The 15,078-nt window shown below is 69.9% G+C and carries 14 protein-coding genes and 1 tRNA gene; 6 read left to right on the forward strand and 9 right to left on the reverse strand.

The window, feature by feature from the left end:
• Nucleotides 1-210: 210 nt before the first annotated feature.
• From QM711_RS18460 to QM711_RS18475, 4 genes are read right to left on the reverse strand one after another with little or no spacing between them, the layout of a single operon-like run.
• Entirely contained in the window at nt 211-1,539 is a 1,329-nt protein-coding gene (locus QM711_RS18460) for a hypothetical protein (RefSeq protein WP_415102047.1), read from the reverse strand.
• Nucleotides 1,527-2,870 carry a glycosyltransferase family 87 protein gene (locus QM711_RS18465; protein ID WP_415102049.1) on the reverse strand — a complete coding sequence of 448 codons (1,344 nt, stop codon included), beginning with the start codon at nt 2,868-2,870 and terminating at the stop codon, nt 1,527-1,529. Before QM711_RS18465 ends, QM711_RS18460 begins: the two co-directional genes overlap by 13 nt.
• A gap of 7 nt (nt 2,871-2,877) precedes the next feature.
• On the reverse strand, nt 2,878-4,974 hold the full coding sequence (locus QM711_RS18470) for a transglycosylase domain-containing protein (RefSeq protein ID WP_415102051.1): 2,097 nt from the start codon (nt 4,972-4,974) through the stop codon (nt 2,878-2,880).
• The gene (locus tag QM711_RS18475; RefSeq protein WP_415102053.1) at nt 4,967-5,383 is read right to left on the reverse strand and encodes a DUF5318 family protein; all 417 of its coding nucleotides are present in this window, start codon (nt 5,381-5,383) and stop codon (nt 4,967-4,969) included. The genes QM711_RS18470 and QM711_RS18475 overlap by 8 nt, the downstream gene beginning before the upstream one ends.
• A 155-nt stretch (nt 5,384-5,538) precedes the next feature.
• Between QM711_RS18475 and QM711_RS18480 the strand changes: the two genes are divergently transcribed.
• The 3 genes from QM711_RS18480 (at nt 5,539) to QM711_RS18490 (ending at nt 6,557) form a co-directional block, all read left to right on the forward strand.
• Nucleotides 5,539-5,611: transfer RNA gene (locus tag QM711_RS18480), tRNA-Ala, on the forward strand.
• A 290-nt stretch (nt 5,612-5,901) separates the two neighbouring features.
• Nucleotides 5,902-6,153, forward strand: a complete 252-nt coding sequence (locus QM711_RS18485; protein ID WP_415102055.1) for a type II toxin-antitoxin system prevent-host-death family antitoxin — start codon at nt 5,902-5,904, stop codon at nt 6,151-6,153.
• Complete coding sequence (locus QM711_RS18490) at nt 6,150-6,557, forward strand: type II toxin-antitoxin system VapC family toxin (RefSeq protein WP_415102057.1); 408 nt, start codon at nt 6,150-6,152, stop codon at nt 6,555-6,557. The genes QM711_RS18485 and QM711_RS18490 overlap by 4 nt, the downstream gene beginning before the upstream one ends.
• 50 nt (nt 6,558-6,607) lie before the next feature.
• On the opposite strand, the gene QM711_RS18495 is transcribed toward QM711_RS18490, so the two are convergent.
• The 3 genes from QM711_RS18495 to QM711_RS18505 are packed head-to-tail and all read right to left on the reverse strand — an operon-like array spanning nt 6,608 to nt 9,860.
• Nucleotides 6,608-7,495, reverse strand: a complete 888-nt coding sequence (locus QM711_RS18495; RefSeq protein WP_415102059.1) for a hypothetical protein — start codon at nt 7,493-7,495, stop codon at nt 6,608-6,610.
• Entirely contained in the window at nt 7,492-8,982 is a 1,491-nt protein-coding gene (locus tag QM711_RS18500; RefSeq protein ID WP_415102061.1) for a CoA transferase, read from the reverse strand. The genes QM711_RS18495 and QM711_RS18500 overlap by 4 nt, the downstream gene beginning before the upstream one ends.
• Nucleotides 8,979-9,860: a 3-hydroxyacyl-CoA dehydrogenase NAD-binding domain-containing protein gene (locus QM711_RS18505; protein ID WP_415102063.1), complete on the reverse strand. Its 882-nt coding sequence runs from the start codon at nt 9,858-9,860 to the stop codon at nt 8,979-8,981. Before QM711_RS18505 ends, QM711_RS18500 begins: the two co-directional genes overlap by 4 nt.
• 171 nt (nt 9,861-10,031) lie before the next feature.
• On the opposite strand from QM711_RS18505, the gene QM711_RS18510 reads away from it, so the two are divergent.
• Nucleotides 10,032-10,907, forward strand: coding sequence for a LysR family transcriptional regulator (locus QM711_RS18510; RefSeq protein WP_415102065.1), 876 nt, complete (start codon nt 10,032-10,034; stop codon nt 10,905-10,907).
• Between the two features lie 33 nt (nt 10,908-10,940).
• On the opposite strand, the gene QM711_RS18515 is transcribed toward QM711_RS18510, so the two are convergent.
• Both QM711_RS18515 and QM711_RS18520 read right to left on the reverse strand, forming a co-directional pair.
• Nucleotides 10,941-11,999 (reverse strand): carbohydrate kinase family protein, encoded by a 1,059-nt coding sequence (locus QM711_RS18515; protein WP_415102067.1) that lies wholly within the window; start codon nt 11,997-11,999, stop codon nt 10,941-10,943.
• A 137-nt stretch (nt 12,000-12,136) separates the two neighbouring features.
• Nucleotides 12,137-13,102, reverse strand: coding sequence for an LCP family protein (locus QM711_RS18520; RefSeq protein WP_415102069.1), 966 nt, complete (start codon nt 13,100-13,102; stop codon nt 12,137-12,139).
• A 57-nt stretch (nt 13,103-13,159) separates the two neighbouring features.
• Between QM711_RS18520 and QM711_RS18525 the strand changes: the two genes are divergently transcribed.
• Nucleotides 13,160-14,389, forward strand: a complete 1,230-nt coding sequence (locus QM711_RS18525; protein WP_415102071.1) for a histidine kinase — start codon at nt 13,160-13,162, stop codon at nt 14,387-14,389.
• Nucleotides 14,386-15,045 (forward strand): response regulator, encoded by a 660-nt coding sequence (locus tag QM711_RS18530; protein ID WP_415102073.1) that lies wholly within the window; start codon nt 14,386-14,388, stop codon nt 15,043-15,045. The genes QM711_RS18525 and QM711_RS18530 overlap by 4 nt, the downstream gene beginning before the upstream one ends.
• The last annotated feature ends 33 nt before the right edge of the window (nt 15,046-15,078 follow it).

The following is a 15,078-nucleotide window of genomic DNA, read 5'->3' on the forward strand; positions in this document are numbered from 1 at the left end:
TCCACACAACTCACCCCAGAAATCCTCTGTTGCTCGCGGATCAGCGACCGATTCCGGGGGTCTTCCGCCTGCCCATCGCGGGACAAGTGGGAAATCGGTCGCCAGTTGACGGATGGTCGGGCAGAGTCGACAAGCTCGACCAACGGTGGCTGGGACGCGAGCCTCGACAAGCTCGACCGACGGTGGCCGCCTGAGGAACTCAGCGGGCAGTCAGCTGGCCCAGCGTCCGGTGAAGAACAGCCAGCCCCAGAAGCAGACCACGAAGCCGGCGGCGAGGAAGCCGAGCACGGTGAGCAGGATCCGCAGGCGCCGGCGTCCGGGAGAGACGTTCCAGCCACCCGACAGCGCTTCGCCGATCAGGATGAACAGCGGGAACCAGAGCAGCACCGCCCGGTTCACACTCAGGAACCAGTACGAGCAGGACAATGCGAGCACCTGGACGCCGACCCAGGACGCCTCGGCCCACCGTCGGCGCGCCAGGCAGGCCAGCGTGGTCACCAGCCCGAGCGCCATCGAGATGATCTCGCCGCGGAACACCCAGGACCACTCCGGATAGGCGGGGTAGGCGTCCGATGCCGCCGCTTCGAGAGTGTGCTGCAGGGACACCCACGGCCAGGTGAAGCCGCGCGGCCAACCGGTGGACTGTGCCCGGTACCAGGCGTTCCAGTCACCGGTCAGGTGGTACAGGTACGCCGCATAGGCGAACAGGGTGAACGCAGGAATCAGCAGCCACGCCAGCGCCTTCAGCCTTGTTCGCCAGGTCATCGAGGACGCCGCGGGTTGCGCGAACGCACTCGGCTGCGGCCAGGACCGCAGCCACGGCCAGGTCCACCGGGTGCGGGCGAACCGGCCGGACTCACCGCCCCGCAGAGCCTCCGGACCCCAGCTGCCGAAGGTCCCGGATCGATCCGCTCCGAAGCTGCCGAGCGAGCCCGCGGGGCGGTCGCGGCGCCCACCCCGTCCGCCCTGGGTGAGCGCCAGGATCACCAGCGCACCGAGCAGGAACAGGCCGGACACCCGGAACGTGCAAGCCACCGCAGCCAGACCTGCCGCGGCACCCCAGCGCCCCCGGCTGGCCCGCTCCCAGGCCCAGAACGCGGCGGCGCAGAACGGCGCCTCGGTATAGGGAACCAGGGTGAAGACCGTAGTGGGAGCCAGTAACCAGACCACCGCGGCGATCGGTCCGCCGAGCCGGTGCAGGGCCGCGGCGGCCAGGGCCGAACAGATCAACGCGAGCCCGACTCCGGCCCAGAGCATCGGGACGCCGACCGCGGCGAACGCCCGCAGCACCAGTGGCCAGCCGGGGAAGAAGGCGATGTCGTTGTCCCCGGTGTAGCCGTCGGACGCGATCGCGAAGTAGTGCTGGACGTCCCAGTTGGTCAGCATCTCGTACGCCGCCCGGTCAGTGCTGACCCCCACCCACAGCGCGACGCCGACCAGCAGCAACCGGGTGAACAGCCAGGTCTGCAGCACCAGCCGTCCGCCGTCGCGCACCACCGGCGCGGCCGGGGCGATCGGCCGGAAGGTCACCGCAGCCACGGCACCACCCTCATCCAGGGCGCGGCCGCCGCGCCGTCCAGCACCCCGCCGTCCGGATCGTCCAGACGCACCGGCCCACCCCTGCCGAGCGGATTGCGCACCGGGTCGAACGACGGCCAGAGGATGTCGCGGACCACCAGGCCGGCGATCCACAGCTGGACGCCGATCCGGATCAGCACCGCCGCCACATACAGCCCGTGGCCGCCAGAACCTGACTCGAGGCCACCGTCCATCTGCCGCCAGATCGCCACGAAGTACACCGCCTCGCCCAGTCCCCATACCGTCCAGTCGCGCCAGCGTGGTCGGGCCAGCACCACGAACGCCAGCAACCAGAGCACATACTGCGGCGAGTAGACCTTGTTGACGACCAGGAACAGCACCATCATCAGCAGGAACCCCTGCGCCAGCCGGGGACGCCGCGGGGCCAGCAAGAGCAGCAGGCAGATCGCCGCCGTTCCCACCACCAGCCACCAGGTCTGGGATGCGGACGCGTCCGGGATTTCGTAGCCCATCAGGCTGAGCGCGTACCACAGCGATCCCCAGTCGGCGCCCCGGTCGACGTTGAAGGTCCAGAAGTACAGCCAGCCGGACGGGCTGAGCAGGTAGATCGGCAGGTTCACCGCCACCCAGCTGCCCAGCGTGCCACCCACCGCCAGCCAGAACGCCTTGAGTCGTCCGGACCGGAAACACAACACTGCCAACGGGACCAGCAGCAGCAGCGGATACAACTTGGCCGCCACGCCGAGCCCCCACCACACCCCGGCCCAGCCGGGATGTTTCCGCGACCAGGCCAGGACGCCGAGCGCGGTCAGCGCCAGCACCAGGAAATCCCAGTTGATCAGGCCCGCCGCCATCACCGCCGGCGAGACGGCGATCATCATCGCATCCCAGGGCCTGGCCAGCCGCACGTGCGCCCACAGCACCACCAGGAAGAGCCCGAACAACAGCAGGGCGTTCACCCCGAAGAACAATGCCTCGGTCTGTCCCACCACCGCCTCGGGCAGGCCCGGACCGGTCTGCCCGCCCAGCAGCAGGGTGAGCCGCCGGGCGACGTCCATCAGTACGCCGGTGAGCACCGGGTACTCGACATCGGCGTCCAGGAACGGGATCTTGCCCTCCGCGAGTCCGCGCCAGTAGAACAGCGGTCGGATGTCGGTGTAGCACATCGCCTGGTAGACCGGTGCACCGGCCAGGCACGGGATCTGGCGCAGCATCAGCACCAGATAGGACGCGGTGCCGGCCAGCAACACCCAGGGCTGCGGATTGAACCACAGGCCGGCGCGTTCGGCCCGCCGCCCGATCGTCCCGCGCAGCGCCCCCACTCCGCTCATCGCGAGGTCACCGGGTGGTGGTGGGCCTGGAGGTCGGCCGCCCGGTGGGCCTGCCAGTCGAGGTGGCCGTGGCCGTCGGTGTCGGGGTGGGGGTCGCCGTCGGTGTCCGGGTCGGGGTGGGGGTGGCCGTCCGGGTCGGCTGAGGTGGCAGCGTCGGCGTCTGGGTCGAGGTTCGGCGGGTGGCCTGGTCGAACGGGACGTCCTTGAGACCCTTCTGCGCCACCTGCATGTAGGCCATCCAGGTGCTCAACGGCGGACCACCGCCGAAGAAACGCGGCCGGATCTTGTCGAGGTCGGCGGTGCCGTCCTTGCCTGCTACGAACATCACCGCGGTCGCGATCTGCTTGCTCATGCCGACGAACCAGCAGGCCTGGGTGGCCGCCCCGCCGCTTGCGGTCCGGTTGTAATAGGTGCCGGTCTTCCCTGCGATCGGGAACCCCATCCCGGAAGCGCGGGCAGCGGTGCCGTCCTGCACCACATGGGTGAGCGCGGCCGCTACGTCGTTGGCGACATCGGCGTCGATCACCTGTTCGGCCTTGGTGTTCGCGCGATACAGGACGGCGCCGGTCGCGTCCTTCACTTGGGCCACCACGTGCGCCGGTGCATGCTTGCCGCCATTGGCGAAGGTCGCGTAGCCGGACGCGTGGCTGAGCGGGCTGACCTCGGGGATGCCCAGCGGCAGCACGCTCACCGGGTCCCAGCCGCCGGCCTTCGGCAGGCCGACCTTCTGGGCGAACTCCAGCGTCTTCGCCGGGCCGTCCTTCATGTTGGTCTCGAGGTCGACATAGGCGGTGTTGATCGAGTTGGTGGTCGCCTGCTGCAGGGTGACCCGGCCGTAGTTCCGGTTGCCGGCGTTCTGGACGGGCCGGCTGCCGCCGGGCGGAACGAAGCTGCTGCCGTTGAACACGTCATTGAGGGTGAAGCCCTGGCTGAGCGCCGTGCCCAGCGCGTACGGCTTGAACGTCGAGCCGGTGGGACGCGGGGTGGTCGCCCAGTTGCGTCCCTTCAAGTAGTCCGGCCCGCCGTAGAGCGCGATCACACCGCCGGTCTCGACATCGATCGAGGCCAGCCCGGCGTGCAGATCGCGGATCTTCTTGGCGTTGCCGCCGGCGGTCTGCGAGGTGATCGACTGGGCGGCCTTCACCGCCGCCTCCTGAGCCGTTGCGTCGAAGGTGGTGACGATCGACAGACCGCCGCCGTCGATCTGTTCGTCGGTGAACCCCTTGGTCCGCAACTCCTCCTGCACCATGTTCAGCAGGTACCCCTTCGGCCCGCCGAACTGGGAGTCGCGTTCGAGCTTGGGGAATTTGGGCAGCTTGGCGTAGATCTCGGCCTTCTGAGCCTCGGTCAGCTTGCCCATCTCGACCAGACCGTTGATCGTGTACTGATAGCGCTCGAGCAGATCCGCGGCCTGCTGCTTGCCGCGCGAGGGATCGAGCCGGCCCGGATCGTTCGCCATCGCGGTCAGCGCGATCGCCTCCGGGTCGGTGAGCTTGCCGACCGGCTTGCCGAAGAAGGCCTGGGCCGCCGCCTCGACCCCGTACGCACCGCGTCCGAAATAGACGGTGTTCAGGTAGCCCTGGAGGATCTGCTCCTTGGACAGCTCGTTGCCCATCTTGGCGGCAAGCAGGATCTCGGTGAATTTGCGGGTGTAGCTCTTGTCCTGGGTCAGGTAGAGCACCTTGATGTACTGCTGGGTGATGGTCGAGCCGCCGACCACGTCCTCGCCGCGGACCACCGAGAGCGCGGCTCGCACCATGCCCGGGACGGAAATGCCCGGGTCGGTCCAGAAGGACCGGTTCTCGCCGGCGACGATGGCGTCCTTCACATTCTGCGGGATCTTGTCGTAGGCCAGCGTCTGCCGGTTCTGGATCTGGTAGTTGCCGATCTTCTCCTTGCCGTCGCGGTAATACACGAAGGAGGTGTTGGTCTGGAAGTCGGCGTTGGGGTCAGGCAGCTTCACCGTGGCGTAGGCCACCCCCAGCACGGTGCCGCAAGCCACGACCAGGGCCAGTACGACGATTCCGAACCAGGTGAAGAACCGGCGCCAGCCGCTCTTCTTCCTGGCCGGTTTGCCGGCGGTGCGGGTGGAGCGGTCAGCCATAGATGTCCTCGACGGTCTTTTGACGGCGTGGCGGACGACGGGTCACCCCGTCGCCCAGCAGGAAAGAACTGATCATGTGGTTCCAGCCGCAGTCGGTGCAGACCTCGACGACGCAGACCTTGAACTCGCCGAACTCGTTCTGCATCTGCTCCAGCTCGGCGGCGGACTTGATCCGGCCCGAGTACTGCCCGAGCTGCTCGCCGAAGACGTACTGCAGGTGCACCATCCGGGCTTCGCAGATCGGACAGCGTTCCGGGGTGTCCTCGCCGTGATGCAGTGCGGCGCGGATCAGCATCGGGTCGGCGTCGCAGGCGTCGGAGCGCGAAAGCGTGCGCGGCGAACGCCGCAAGGCCTGCAGGGTGTGCCGGCGTTGCAGCGCATAGTCGATCGCCTCGCGCTTGGACCACATGGGCTCAAGGGTAGTTGGGGCCACCGACGCGGTCGATCCCGGCTTCATCGGAGCCGTGCCGACGCCGGCGGCACCCCCTGAGTTGAATGGGCGCCGGCCGACGGGGACGGCTAAGATCATCCCGTTCCGCGGCGCTCGGCGTCCGGACGGCAACCGGGGACGTGGCGCAACTGGCAGCGCAAGACCTTTGCAAGGTCGAGGTTGAGGGTTCGAGTCCCTTCGTCTCCACCCAGAGATCGCTTCAGAGCCGTGCGCGGTGCAACCATATTTATGGCTTTGGCCAGAACGCTCCCGAGAGGGACTCCACGAGGAAGCGCTGATTCTCGTTGGTCGAGCTCGTTGAGACCTTGGGCGACCTGATGCTGGCAAGGTGTTTCGACAGGCTCAGCCAGCGGTGGTTGCGTTGGTCAGCGTTTTCATAAGTATGCATAACCCGCTCATTTCCGGCGTCGGAGCGCTCCGAAGAGCGCCGAGAGGCCGCTACAGTTACTACTGTAGGTACAAAGTAGGAGCACGGCATGGGCACCACGATCACGAGCCGCGAGTTCAACCGCGACGTTTCGGCTGCCAAGCGGGCCGCCGAGCACGGTCCGGTGACCATCACCGACCACGGACGACGCTCCCATGTGTTGCTGACCGCCGAAGAGTTCGATCGGCTCTCCGGCGCACATGAGCTGGTGGGGGACCGGCTGTGGGCACGAGGCACCGAACACATCGAACTCGAGCTGCCCGAACGTCGGGTCGAAGCATCGCGTGAGTTCGGCCTGTGACCTACCTCCTCGACACCAACATCATCAGCGACGCTCGGCTGAAGCGGTCCACGGCGTTGCTGGCCTGGCTGCGAGGCCAAGAGATCAGGAACCTCGCTGTCAGCGTGATCACTGTGCTGGAACTCGAACGAGGGGTCCGCCGGAAAGAGCGCAGCGACCCGACCGGCGCAGCACCGCTGCGGCTCTGGCTGGATGAGGACGTCCGGCCGATGTTCGGTGGAGCGCTCCTTCCCGTCGATGAACGGACGGCGCTCAAGGCCGCCGAGTTGCACATTCCCGACCCGCTGCCCGAGATGGATGCACTCATCGCGGCGACCGCGCTCGTCCACGACCTCATCCTCGTCACGCGCAACACCAAGGACTTCCGGCGCACCGGGGTTCGGCTACTCAACCCGAGCGAGTGAGCGCCGGCCGCCATGCCGGGGTGAGCGGGCCCCAGGCGATGCCTCCGGCCTCAGCTGACCAACGCGATGCCGGTGACCGGGGTGTCGAGGCTTGCGACGACCGTCTCCTCGCCTGCCGAGCCGGGCAGCGGGACGGCGCGGATCGCGCCGGACAGGTCCGAGACGTAGGCGATGCCCGCGTCCGCGTCGATCGCCAGGCCGATCGTCTCCTGGAAGCCGCGGGCGAGAATCTCTGGGGTGGCGCCGGCCGCTCTCGGCGCCGGTACCGGTGCCCGGTTCAGGGTGTTACCGTCCGGTTCCGCGCCCCGGTCGGTCCAGTAGAGGTAGCCGTCGGACAGTTCCAGGTCGATCGGTTCCGGCAGCCCGTCCCACAACGTCTCGATGTCCGCCCGGGTGGCCGGGTCGCCGTCCAGCGCCAACGGGGCGCGGAGGATCCGGCCGACGCCGCCTTTCGCGGGCCCCTTCTGCGTCCAGTACAGCCAACCGGCCGCCGGATCGACCGCGACGCCCACGCATTCGTTGAGCCAGTCGTCACTGCGCTCCCGGACGACCAGATTGGTCAGCCCGGTGCCGTCCAGCCGGCAGCAGGACACCAGGCAGCCCTCGCGGTCACCCCAGTACAGCCGGCTGCCGTCGCTGACCAGTTGCTTGCCGGTGGTCAGCGCGCCGTCGGGCAGGATGTCGCGGCGTCCGGTGCCGTCCAGTTCGATGGCGTGCACCCCGCCGTTGGAGGCCGAGTAGTCGCGTCCGGCCTCACCGGGCACCCCGGGGATCAGTTCGGGGACGCCCATGGTCGTCCAGTAGACGGTGTCGCCCACCACCGCGATGCCGTCCGGTGCGGCCCCGGCGTCGTCGGTGAGCGTGTCCACCCGTCCGGACGGCAACTCGACCCGGACGATCGCCTGCTGCCGCACCAACAGCGCCAGCAACGTGCTCATCGCGGGCCCCCGATCCATTCCGGGCGGTGCGAGCCGCGCGGGATCAACGGATAGCTGTAGTAGCCGGGGGTCTGGGACATCCGGACCTGTTCGGTGACCCCCTGGTAGCGGCCCAGGGCGGTGTCGGCGGTGAAGGTCTGCGGGGCCAGGTTCTCGTGCCCCGGCGCCTTGCCGGCCACCTCGCGGGCGTAGGCCTTGTCGAAGATGCCCAGGCTGCGCAGCCACAGCGCGGTGCGGGTCAGTGAGACGGTGACCTTGTACGAGCCGCCGTGCTCGGCCCGCCGCATCAGCGCATGAATGATGCCCAGCTGCAGGAACCACGAGGTGATGTAGTCGTTGACCACCGGCACCTGAGGCAGCGTGGGCACGCCGTCCTCGCCCTCGGCCAACATCACCCCGGCCAGCGCCCCGGCGGTCTGGTCGAAGCCGATCCGGCCCGACCACGGTCCGGTTTCGCCGTTGAGGTTGACGCTGGCATGGATGATGCCCGGACGGGCCGCCGCGGCGCCCGCGGCGTCCAGGCCGTGCCGGGCGAGGTAGCCCGGACGCCGGTTGGCGAAGAAGATGTCCGCCCCGCGCAGCAGCCGCTGCATGGCGGCCGCGCCGGCCTCCTGGCGCAGGTCGAGCATGGTGGAGCGCATGCCGATATTCGAGGTGGTGTAGAGCATCGGCAGCTCGTACTCGTTGGGGTCCCACACGTTCAGCACGTCGGCCCCGTGCAGCGCCAGCGCCCGCCCGCAACCGGCACCGGCGATGATGTGCGCCCGTCCGAGGGCACGGATGCCCTCCAGCGGCTGATGGACGCCGCCGGGCAGCGGCTCGGGATCGCTGTCACCGATCTGCTCCACCACCACCGGCGGCATCGAGGACAGCACCTGGCGGTACTGCTCGGTCTCGATCAGCTCGTCGGTGGTGCGGCACATCGGCATGATCACGCCGGCCTGCTCACCGGCCTCTTCGAGTTCGAGGGAGTTCCAGGACGCGATCGCCTCGGCGACCGGGGCCTGACGTTCCGGCACCCCGAGCAGGGCGGCGGTGTCGTTGCGCAACCGGGCGTACGGACCCATCGGATGCATCCAGCGGCCGTCCGCGGTCTGGTAGAAGCTGGCGGTGGCGAACGCGGGGTCCACCCTTACCGGATCGGACATCGCGTAGCCGTTGAGCAGTTCCCAGCGCTTCTCGTAGAACGGGCAGAGCCGCCGCGGCGCCACCCGCAGGTCCATCGCGATGTCCTGCCCGAGGCCGCCGCGCATCCGCCACAGCGCGGCGACCGCCACCGACTTGGCCACCAGCGCGACCGCGGTTCCGCCGGCCAGCCGCATCACGTCGGGCAGCACCGGGTCGGCGCCGACGAAGTCGATGCTGCCCCCGGCGTCGGCCGAGGTGAGCCCGACTGTGCCGAGCAAGTCCTCGAGTGCGGCGTGCGGGTCGAAGTCGTCGGTGGTCGCCGGCGCGGTACGCAGCCGGGCGGTCAGCTCCTCGCTCATCGCGAGCCCTCCTCATCCTCAGCGGCCTGATCGGCTGCGGCCAGCCCGGCGAGGACGGCGCGGGTGCGCCGGTCCCGCTGCTCGGCGAGCTGGTGATACGCGTCCTCGCCCACGCCGTAGGCCGCCTCAACGGCTTCGTAGACGGCTTCGTTGCGGGCCGGGTCGGGCGTCCCGATCTCGAAGGTCATCGCGGCGCCGACATGGGCAGCCAGGTGCCGGATGCCGCCCGGACCGCCACCGAGATGACGTGACTCGAACGGGCCGATCGTCGCCCAGCGCAGGCCGAGCGAGTTGCGCACCAGCTCGTCCAGCTCGGCCGGATCGATCACCCCTTGCTGCACCAGGTAGGTGGACTGCTCGTTGAACACCCGCTGCAGCCGGTTCCCGACGAAGCCGGGCACCTCCTTGTTGAGCCGCACCGGACGCCGGCCCAGCCCGCGATAGACCTCGATCGCACGGTCCATGGTGGCCGCCGACGTGCTCGGCGAGGGCACCACCTCGACCAGCGGCATCAGCTCCGGCGGGTTGAACGGGTGGCCGATCACGATCCGGTCGGCGGCCGGGTTGCCCTCGGCCATCGCGGAGGGAAGCAGGGACGACGACGAGGACGCCAGCACGGCGTCCGGCTCGGCGTGCTCGGCGGCGGCCGCGAACAGTTCGCGCTTCACCTCGATCCGTTCGGGTCCGTTCTCCTGGACGAAATCGGCGCCGCGCAGAGCCTCGGCCAGGTCGGGGACCGCAGTGGCGGCGATGCCGGCCAGCAGATCGGCGAGGTCGGGACGCGGGTCGGTGACCCGCACCTCCCAGCCGGCCTCGGCGAACAGCCTCGCCCAGGACACACCGATGACGCCGGCACCGATGATGGTGACGATGGGCACTCTGATTTCTCCTTCCACCGCCCAGGCATTGCGTGGGCGGGGCTGCGTTTCCTCACGGCGGGTGAGCAGCCGGTCGACGGAACCCTTGGTTGCCGGGAGCCTAAGCGCGATCGATCCACGGGGGAATGACCAAGGTTGCGCCGCCTTTGTGATCGGTGCGATAACAATCGCGTGGACGCCAGACACCTGCGCTATTTTCTCGCGGTCGCTCGCGAGCTCAACTTCACCCGAGCGGCCGCGTCGCTGCACATGTCGGTGCCGCCGCTCTCGCAGCGAATCCGTGACCTCGAGGCCGACCTGGGCTGCACCCTCTTCGATCGCTCCACCCGCCACACCCGGCTCACCGCCGAAGGCGAACGGCTGCTTCCGCTGGCCGCTCGCATCGTCGCCGACATGGACCGTGCCCGCGACGTGGTGCGCGGAGCCGGCCCCCGGCTGCATGTCCGGCTGGGCATTCCCGATGTGCTGGGCGCCCCACAGCGACGCCGGCTCGGCGAACTGATCGACGCCTCGTCCGAGACTCTCGACATCGAAGTGCGGCATGTCGCCTCGCTGGAGATCGACCGGGCCTTGGTCGACCGCACCATCGATCTCGGCCTCAGCCGCGTCCGGTCCAGCCACCCGGACCTGATCGAGGACACCGTGCTGACCGAGGACATCTCGGTGGTCTGCGACGCCGCGCACTTCCCGGCCGGAACGGTGGTCACCCCCGCCGATCTGAGCGGGTTCACCCTGGTCGGCGGCCCGCCGTACTGGGAGCTGCGCTCGGACGCCGAACGCGCTCCGCTGCGCAACGCCGACGTCCACTTCGATCCGGCCCTGACCTACTCCGACCTGGGCGGCATGCTGCTGCTGTTGCGCAACCGACGCCGGTTCACCCTGGTGCCGGCGCAGGCCGACCTGATTCGTGGTCTCGATCCGGCCGAGTTCGCCGCACACGCCCTGAGTGACCACGCCGCGCCCCTGGTGCTGCGGCTGGTGCGCCGGCGCGGTGAGGAGTGGGCACAGGACTTCGCCGTCCGTTGCCTCGCCGCCCTGGCCGGCTGACTGACGCGGCGAGGAGTGGATCCAACTGTCGGTTCAGGACGGCCGTTCCGGCAGATGGGCGAGCTTGGCGATGGTGGCCTCCGCGCGCCGTACCCGCGAGAGCGTCCCGGCCGGGATGATGTCGGGCAGGAACCCGTACTCCTCGCGCAACCGGGTCGCCACCGGGTCGCCGGACGCCGCGGAGCGGACCTGCTCGGCCCACCAGTCGGCCACGTCGCCCCAGCCCGGAGCGGCCAGCGAGCCGCCGAACTGCTGGACAGCGAGCCCCGCGGTGAGGGTGGCGAATTTGAGCCGCGCGTCCAACGGCCAGCCGCCCAGGGTTCCCACCACCAACGCGGCCCCGAAGCAGTCCCCCGCCCCGGTCGGGTCGATCGCCGGAACCGGCAGCCCCGGCACCCGGACCCATGTCCCACTACCGGATTCATGGGCGATCGCACCCTCGGCCCCGAGCGTCACCACCGCCAGCGGCACCCGCTCACCCAGCACTTCCAGCGCCTCTTCGGCGGTGTGCGTGCGGGTGTAGGCCATCGCCTCGCGGTCGTTGGGCATGAAGCAGTGGCAGCCGCTGAGCCGGTCCAGCACGCAGGGGTCCCAGGCGCCGGTGCCGTCCCAGCCGACATCGGCGAAGACCAGCGCACCGGAGGTCCGCAACCGCTGCCACCACGGGTCGCCGTCCAGTTCGGCGATCACGGCGCGCGCCGTGGTGCCGGGGATGAGCAGGCGTGAGGACGGCACCGGCGTCTCGTGCCCGTGGGTCACCATCGCCCGGTCGCCGGCATAGGCCATCGATACCGTGACCGGGGTGTGCCAGCCCTCGAAGGTGGGTGCCATCGAGGTGTCCACGCGCTCCTGCTCGGTGAGCACCTGCCGGCACCACTGGCCGTAGCCGTCGTCGCCGAAACCGGCGATCAGGCCGGTGTCCAGGCCGAGCCGCGACAGCGCCACGGCGAGGTTCGCGATCCCTCCGGGTGAGGTCCCCATCCCGCCGGCCCATACCTCGGTGCCCGGCGCGGGCGGGTTGGGGAGTTCGGTGAACACCAGATCGGCGAACACCATGCCCGCGACCAGGACATCGAAGGAGCGGCCGGTCACGGACGATCCGTCTCGGCCGCCCAGATCGCGGCCACCCGGTCCCTCCGGCGGCGAAGCGGCTCGATGACGCCGACCAGCGCGACCACGACGATCGCCAGGGCCAGCAGAGCCTTCATTGCAGAAGTCTAGGGAAGTCCTCAGCGCGGCGGCAGGGTGACCAACGGTGCCCAGGGCGCGCCCTGCCGGTCCGCCCAGGCCTCCAGTTGGTCGGCGGCGAACGCGTCGGCCAGCTCACCCAGCCGGGATTCGTCGGCGACCGTGACCGGAGCCCCGGCGAGTTCGCTGACTCCGGCCAGCGGCAGCGGCGTGCCGTTGATGTTCTCCACCCGCAAGTGCATGTCGAGCGCCATCCGGCGGATCTCGCCCGGGGTGAGCCCCGCGTCGACGATCAGGCAGCCACGCAGAATCGTGCCGATCGTCTCGACCTTGGCCGGGTTGGTCAGCGCATCCCCGCTGACCACGCCACGCACCAGCTGGACCAGCACCGCCTCGGTCCGCTCCAGCCGGGTCATCGCCTGCCGATTGGCGCCGACGAACACGGACGCCTCGCGTGCGGAGAGCTGCAGCCCTCCGGACGGGAAGTGCCAGCCCTCCGCGGACATCTCCGCCCGGTTCTCGACCCGGATCCCGCCGACCACGTCGACCAGCCTGAGGAACTCGTCCAGCTTCAGCTCGATCAGGTGGTCGACCCGGGTGCTGAGCAGCCGTTCGACCGATTCCACCGCTCCCGCTCCGTGGGCGGACGCGAACCGGCCGGACAGTGTCGTCTCGGCTCCGCCGTCCCCGCTGACCAGGAGGTTTGCCGGCAGGCTGATCAGTTGCAGGGCGTCGCGCCGGCCGGACAACTGGGCGAGATAGGCACTGGCCAGGTCGCCGTGATCGTCGGTGACCAGAACCAGGTAGCGGACGGGCGCTACGCCGGCCACCTCCGCGGCCGGGGCGGGGCGGCCCGGATAGTCCGCCAGGGGCGCGCTGCGCGGAACGTCGGAGAGGGCCTGGGTCACCGCCCCCAGGTAGAGCGAGACCAGGCCGAGCACACCGGTCACCACCACGAATGCGCCCAGGGTCGCCACGGCCACCAGCCGATCGCTCCGGTTACGCATGGGGCCAGGCTAGATTCCCCGCGCAACCGGGCTAGCCCGACGCCTACTCTTGGGGCGATGAACCCGCGTGAGCTGCTCTTCCCACCCGGTGCCACCCGGCACGACTGGGTGCTGGACGGCATGCTCGCGCTCGCCATGATGCTGGTGACGGTACTGCCGTTCGCGGTCTATTCGAACTGGAACTCGATCCCGCGGCTGCTGCTGGTGCCCACCCTGGCGCTGATGGTGCTGCCACTGGTGTTGCGTCGGCACTCTCCGCTGCTGATGCTGGCCGGCTGCACCATCGCCGGCATCGCCCAGGTGATCGTGGTGAACACCTTCACCGCGACGCTGGTCGTGCTGCCGATCGTGGCCTACTCGGTGGCCCGCTGGGTGCCTGGCCCGCTGGCCCGCTCGGTGGTCGCCATCGGTGGCTTGGCCGCGCTGATCGGTCCGCTGCGCTGGGCCACGGCGGCTGAGGGATTCGCGATCAGCGCCCGCGGCATCGTGCTGTTCGTACTGTCCGCGTTCGTCTGCCTCGGCCTGATCGTCACCCCCTACGCCATCGGACGCCGGGTGCGCGAGTCCACGGTCGCGCACGCCGACCGGATCGCCGCCGCAGAGGAGCGCTATCAACTGCTGCTGGCCGAGCGGGAACAACAGGGACGGCTGGCCGAGTCGCGCGCCCGGGCCACCATCGCGCGGGAGTTGCACGACATCGTCGCCCATTCGCTGTCGGTGATGATCGTCCAGGCCGAGGGCGGCCGGGCACTGGCGACCAAGCGGCCGGACGCCGCCGTCACCGCGCTCGACACCATCGCCGAAACCGGACGCGAGGCGCTCAGCGAGATGCGCCGGATCGTCGGCGTGCTGCGCAGCGAACCCGAACGCCGAGCCACCGACTGGGAGCCGGCGCCGTCCCTGGCCGACATCCCGGAACTGGTGCACCGGGCGTCCGACCGGGCCACACTGGTGCTGCACGGCGAGCCGCCGTGGGTCTCCCCCGCCCAGGAGTTGACCATCTACCGGGTGGTGCAGGAGGCACTGACGAACTTCCTCAAGCACGCCGGCCCGACCGCCACCGCGGTGGTCACGATCGCCTACGGGGCCGCCGAGATCATGGTCGAGGTGGTCGACAACGGGCCCGGCCCGGAGTCGGTGCACACCACCCCCGGCCACGGCCTGCGCGGGATGGCCGAGCGGGTCACCTCGATGGACGGCCGGCTGGAGGCCCACCCGCTGGCCCTCGGCGGGTTCGTCGTCCGCGCCGTCCTGCCCGTCCACCACCGACAAGGAGCACACCGATGAGCCCCACGATCCGGGTCTTCCTGGCCGACGACCAGGCGTTGGTCCGCAGCGGCTTCCGCATGCTGATCGAGGCCGAGGACGACCTGGCCGTGGTCGGCGAGGCGCCCGACGGGGCCGCTGCGGTCCAGGCGCTGACCGCCCAGCCCGCCGACGTGGTGCTGATGGACATCCGGATGCCGGTGATGGACGGTGTCGAGGCGACCCGGCAGATCATCCGGGCCGGGCTGGGCACCAAGGTGCTGGTGCTGACCACCTTCGACGTCGACGAGTATGTGTTCGCGGCGCTGAAGGCCGGGGCGTCCGGATTCCTGCTCAAGGACGCCCGGCCGGCCGACCTGCTGAACGCGATCCGCAACGTCGCCGCCGGCGAGGCGGTGATGGCGCCGTCCGCAACCCGGAGGCTGCTCGACCAGGTGGTGCCCACCCTGCCCGCCTCGCCCGGCGCCGACCGCCGGCTGGACGTGCTCACCGACCGCGAGCGCGAAGTGCTGATCGAGATCGCCGCCGGCGCCACCAACTCCGAGATCGCCGGACGGCTGTACATGGCCGAAGGCACCGTGAAGACCCACATCGGGCGGCTGCTGTCCAAGCTGCACTGCCGGGACCGGGTCGGCCTGGTGCTGCTCGCCTACGAGGCCGGCCTGGTGCGCCGCTAGCGGCCGGGCGCCAGCCGGGCGCCCGATAGGCTC

It is taken from the genome of Micropruina sp. (assembly GCF_047602385.1).
Taxonomy (GTDB): Bacteria; Actinomycetota; Actinomycetes; order Propionibacteriales; family Propionibacteriaceae; genus Micropruina.